Raw genomic sequence first — 4,358 nt, forward strand, 5'->3', positions numbered from 1 at the left:
GCCTCGCCGCGCTCGGGGTCGGGCTCATCAGCACCGCCTGGATGATCCCGGTCGTGGTGGCCGGCCTGATCCGGGACGGCGGCGACACGTCCGCCACGGCCGCGAGCTTCGCCTGCCAGGCCGACGACGCGGTGACGCCGCTGGCGGCCCTCCCCCCCGGCACCGTGCTGGCGCCGATCGTGATGGGGCCCTCGATCCTGATGCGGACGCCGCACGCGGTGGTCGCCGCACCGTATCACCGGGCGGTTCCAGGGCTCACCGCGGCGATCGAAGGGCTCGGCGGCAGCGAGGGCGACCTGCGGCGGCAGGTGGCGGCGCACGGCGTCCGCTACGTGGTCGCCTGCCGGGTACGGCCGGAGGCGGATCTCGACGGCCCCGCCTTCGCCACGCGGCTGATGCGCGGCGAGGCGCAGGCCGACTGGCTCAAGCGGCTGCCGCTCGGCGGCGACGTCCTCGCGGTGTGGCGCGTGCGCTGAGCTACTTCACCACGCGGTCGAGCTTGTTGTTGACGAAGAAGTACAGCTCCTTCGCGCCGGGCTCGGTGTAGAGCACCTGGACCTCGCGGCCGGCGCGGCCTTCCCCGACCAGCACGTCCACCGGCGGGCGGCCCTTCAGCCGCACGAGGTCGCACTCGCCGATGCCCGGCTCGATCGCGGCGGCGCTCGCCGGGGCCGGACCGGTGCAGGATCCGTCCGGCGCGAGCACCGGGCCGGTGAAGGTCGCCGCCGCGGGCGCGCGCGGCGGGATCGGCACGATCTCCGAGGGCGCGGGCGGGGGCGTCCGCTCGGTCACGGTGCAGGCGCCGAGGAGGGCGGCCGCGATCAGGCCGGCGCCGGCGAGGGTCCGCAGATCTGGCAACGTCACGGCGCCTCCTTGCGCTGCGGGTTCGGGGCCGTCGCCTCGCGCGCCTTCAGCGCGGCGGCGTAGAGGGCGGAGACGTCGCGCTTGAACGCCGCCCGGGCATCGGGGCGGGAATAGAACATGTGCCCGCCGGGGTACACCGCCAGCGAGAGCCGCGGCTCCGCCCCGTAGGACGGGATCTGGTCGATCAGCAGCTTGGAGGCGAAGTACGGCGTCACCAGGTCGGTGAAGCCGTGCGCCACCAGCACGCGGACGTTGCCGTCGAGCGCCAGCACGCCGCGCAAGGCGCCGACCGCCTCCGGCGCGGAGCGGCCGCCGCCCCAGCTCCAGCCTCGGTTCACGGCCGTGTTCAGGAGCTCGTAGCGCAGGTTCGTCACCCGCCAGTTCAGCGTCTTCGCGTAGAGGTCGATCATCGCGCTGGTGAGCGGCGCCTGGAGCGCGGTGAGCAGCGGGTCGTCGAAGCCGGAATGCGCCGCGGTCGGGTCGGGGTCCCATCCCGAGACGCCGGTGTCGTAGGCGCTGGCGACGCGGCCCGACGCGCGGTCGACCTCGCGCTGGACGCTGCTTGAGGACAGCCGGCCGCCCTGCGCCTTGACGAAGGCCGGGTCGAGCCCGGTCAGCGCGGCGACGCGCTCGGTCAGGCGCGCCACCGCCGGCGCGTCGTCGGGCCCCTTGAGCAGGTCGGCGAGGTAGGCACCGGTGGCGTAGCGCTCGGTGTCGGCCAGGGTCTCGCGGGTCGGCACGGTGCCGGCCCGCTCCAGGGCGCCGGCCGCGTAGGAGGGCAGCCGCAGGACGTTGCCCCAGGGGTTGGCGCGCGGGGGCGCCAGGGTGCCGAAATCGAGCACCGGCGACAGCAGCACGAGGCCCGACAGCCCGACGCCGATATCCTCCTGCAGCTTGGCCGCGATGAGCGGTCCCCGGAAGCCGCCGTAGCTCTCGCCGACGTAGAATTTCGGGTCGCCCATCCGGGTGTTGACGCGCAGGTAGCGGGCGATCGCCGCCGACAGCACCGAGGCGTCCGACTCCACGCTCCAATACGCCTTGCCGTCGCCGTCCGCGGCGCGGCTGTAGCCGGTGCCGACCGGGTCGATGAAGACGAGGTCGGTGAAGTCGAGCCAGGTGCCGTCGTTCGGCACCAGCGCGACCGAGCGCGACGGGCTGATGCTCGCGCCGTCGGCCGGCAGGCGCCACGGCCCGATCGCGCCGATGTTCAGGTAGGCGGAGGCCGCCCCCGGCCCGCCGTTGATCGCGAAGGTGATCGGCCGCACCGTCCCGGCCGCCGCGGGCCGGGTGTAGGCGACGAAGGCGATCTCGGCCTGCAGCTTGCCCGATTCGTCGACCAGCGGCAGGCTGCCCGCGGTCGCTGTGAAATCGAGCTTCTGGCCGTTGGGAAGCGTGACGCTCTGCTCGGTGGTGACGTCGGGCGGGAGCTTCTTTCCCTCCGGCGCGCGCGCCTCGGTGGGCCCGCGCTGCGGCGCCTGGGCCGTCGCCGCAAGCGGAACGATCGCGAAGAGAAGCGCGACGAGTGCCGCGAACCCCCTCCCCCCTCTGCGGGGGAGGGTGGCCCTCGCGTCAGCGAGGGCCGGGAGAGGGGCGCGACCTCTCCGGATACGGCGCTCCCCTCTCCCCCTCTGCTCCGCAGGGTACCCGCCCCCGCAAAGGGGGGAGGGAAGAACGCGCGCCATTTTCATGATCGGCATGGTCGGTCCTGCATTCCAGTCGCGGGGGAGCGTCACGCCTTCTTCAGCCAGCGGCCGCCGTCGTCCTGCTGCCAGTAGGCGACCGCGTGGCCGGCGGCCTTGGCGGCCTTCCACTGCTCGCGGGCGCGCAGGAGCGCATCCTGGTCGGTGCCGTCGAACAGCACGCAGATCCGCTCGTAGTCGCCCGCATCCGGCGGCAGGTCCGCGCCCTCGACGAGGAAGCGGATCGCGGCGGCGTTGGGGTTGGTGTCGCGCAAGGTCAGCACCACCGGCTGGCTCGCCGCGTCGGGCTCGCGATCGGTGCCGTGGGGCAGGAAGCTGTCGTCGCGGAAGGTCCAGAGGTGATCGTCCAGCGCCTGGAGCCGTTCCTCGCTCGCTGCCTGGATCGCCGCCTGCCAGCCGCGCTCGCGCGACTTCTCGACGAGGTTCGGCAGCACCGCTTCGAGCGGCTGGTTCTGGAGATGGTAGAAGAGGATGTCCGTCACGCCCGCTCAGATAGGCCGCTGGGCGCGCTTTGCACAGCGCGTCATCGGCGCACTCACCCGGGCAGGATGACGTGCGGGAAGAACAACGCCGCGTCGGTGGTGATCGGGCCGGCCGCCTCGCGCAGGCCGATCCCGACGCAGGCGTCGCCGACGATCCAGGCGCCGACGAGGGCGTGGCGCCCGTCGAAGCACGGCAGCTCGGCGAGCGCCTGCCGGACATGGCCGCCCGCGCCGTAGGGGCCGTGATCCTGTGCCAGCACCGCGCCGTCGCGCACCATCAGGACGTTGGCGCCCTCGCGCGAGAACAGCGGCTTCTTGACGAACGAGGTGCCGAGCCGCGCCTTCTGCGGGTCGTCCTCGAAATAGGCCGGCAGCAGGTTCGGGTGGCCGGGCTCGCGGGCGTAGAGATGCGGCAGCAGCCCCTTGTTGGACAGGACCGCCTTCCAGGGCGGTTCGAGGAACCGCGTCGGCGTCGCGGCGAGCGCCGCGCCGAACGCATCCGCGAACGCCCATTCCCACGGGTAGAGCTTGAACAGGGTCGCGATCGGCGCCTCCGTCCGGTCGACGAAGGCGCCGTTCGCGGCAAGGCCGATATCGCCGAGGTCGAGGAAGCGGGTCGCGAGGCCGGCCTGGCGCGCGCAATCCTCCAGGTAGGCGACGGTGCCGCGGTCCTCAGGCGCGTCGGCGTAGGCCGCCAGGGCCAGGGAGGTGCCGCCGACCGCCCGGAACCGCTCGATCAGGCGCTCGTGCACGGCGTTGAACTGGTCCGAGCCCGCCGGCACCCGCCCGAGCCGCAGCAGGTCCTCGAGCCAGAGCCACTGGAACACCACGGATTCGTAGAGCGCGGTCGGCGTGTCGGCGTTGTATTCGAGGAGCTTGGCCGGGCCGGTGCCTTCGCCGCCGTAGGCGAGGTCGAGCCGCCCGTAGAGCGAGGGGTCGCCGCGGCGCCAGCTGGTACGCACGACGTCCCACATCGCCTCCGGGATCGCCAGGGAGGCCAGGATGCGCGCGTCCTCGACCGCGTCGGCGACGAAGGCGAGGCACAGCGCGTGGAGCTCGGTGCCAGGCGCCTCGATGTCGCGCTCGATCTCGCCGAGCGTGAAGGCGTAGGCGTGGCTCTCGTCCCAGTAGGGCGCGCCGTCGAGGGTGTGGAAGGTGAAGCCGTTGGCCCGCGCGCTCGCACGCCAGCCCGGCCGCTCGCCGATCGCGATGCGGCGCATCAGCCGCCGCTCCCGTGACCCGCCATCCCGTGGGAGGCGAAGCCCCGGCCGGTCGCGCCGAACCCGCCGAAGGCGGCCGGGCGCACCGCGGA

Annotated in this window: 4 protein-coding genes and 1 pseudogene; 1 reads left to right on the forward strand and 4 read right to left on the reverse strand. The window is 73.6% G+C overall.

From position 1 onward, the window contains the following. A pseudogene (locus tag FV230_RS29995) lies at positions 1–476 on the forward strand (hypothetical protein); the annotation flags it as partial. 1 nt (position 477) lies between these two features. On the opposite strand, the gene FV230_RS25245 reads toward FV230_RS29995, so the two are convergent. From FV230_RS25245 to FV230_RS25260, 4 genes are read right to left on the reverse strand one after another with little or no spacing between them, the layout of a single operon-like run. Continuing rightward, the gene (locus tag FV230_RS25245) at positions 478–822 is read right to left on the reverse strand and encodes a hypothetical protein (protein ID WP_243933984.1); all 345 of its coding nucleotides are present in this window, start codon (positions 820–822) and stop codon (positions 478–480) included. Between the two features lie 38 nt (positions 823–860). Further along, on the reverse strand, positions 861–2,561 hold the full coding sequence (locus FV230_RS25250) for a peptidase S10 (protein WP_243933968.1): 1,701 nt from the start codon (positions 2,559–2,561) through the stop codon (positions 861–863). A 32-nt stretch (positions 2,562–2,593) separates the two neighbouring features. Continuing rightward, positions 2,594–3,046 (reverse strand): DNA polymerase III subunit chi, encoded by a 453-nt coding sequence (locus tag FV230_RS25255; RefSeq protein WP_147728855.1) that lies wholly within the window; start codon positions 3,044–3,046, stop codon positions 2,594–2,596. 53 nt (positions 3,047–3,099) lie between these two features. Continuing rightward, a complete protein-coding gene (locus FV230_RS25260; protein ID WP_147844350.1) occupies positions 3,100–4,266 on the reverse strand; it encodes a glutathionylspermidine synthase family protein in 1,167 nt (388 codons plus the stop codon). Between the last annotated feature and the right edge of the window lie 92 nt (positions 4,267–4,358).

It is taken from the genome of Methylobacterium sp. WL6, from assembly GCF_008040095.1.
GTDB lineage: Bacteria > Pseudomonadota > Alphaproteobacteria > Rhizobiales > Beijerinckiaceae > Methylobacterium.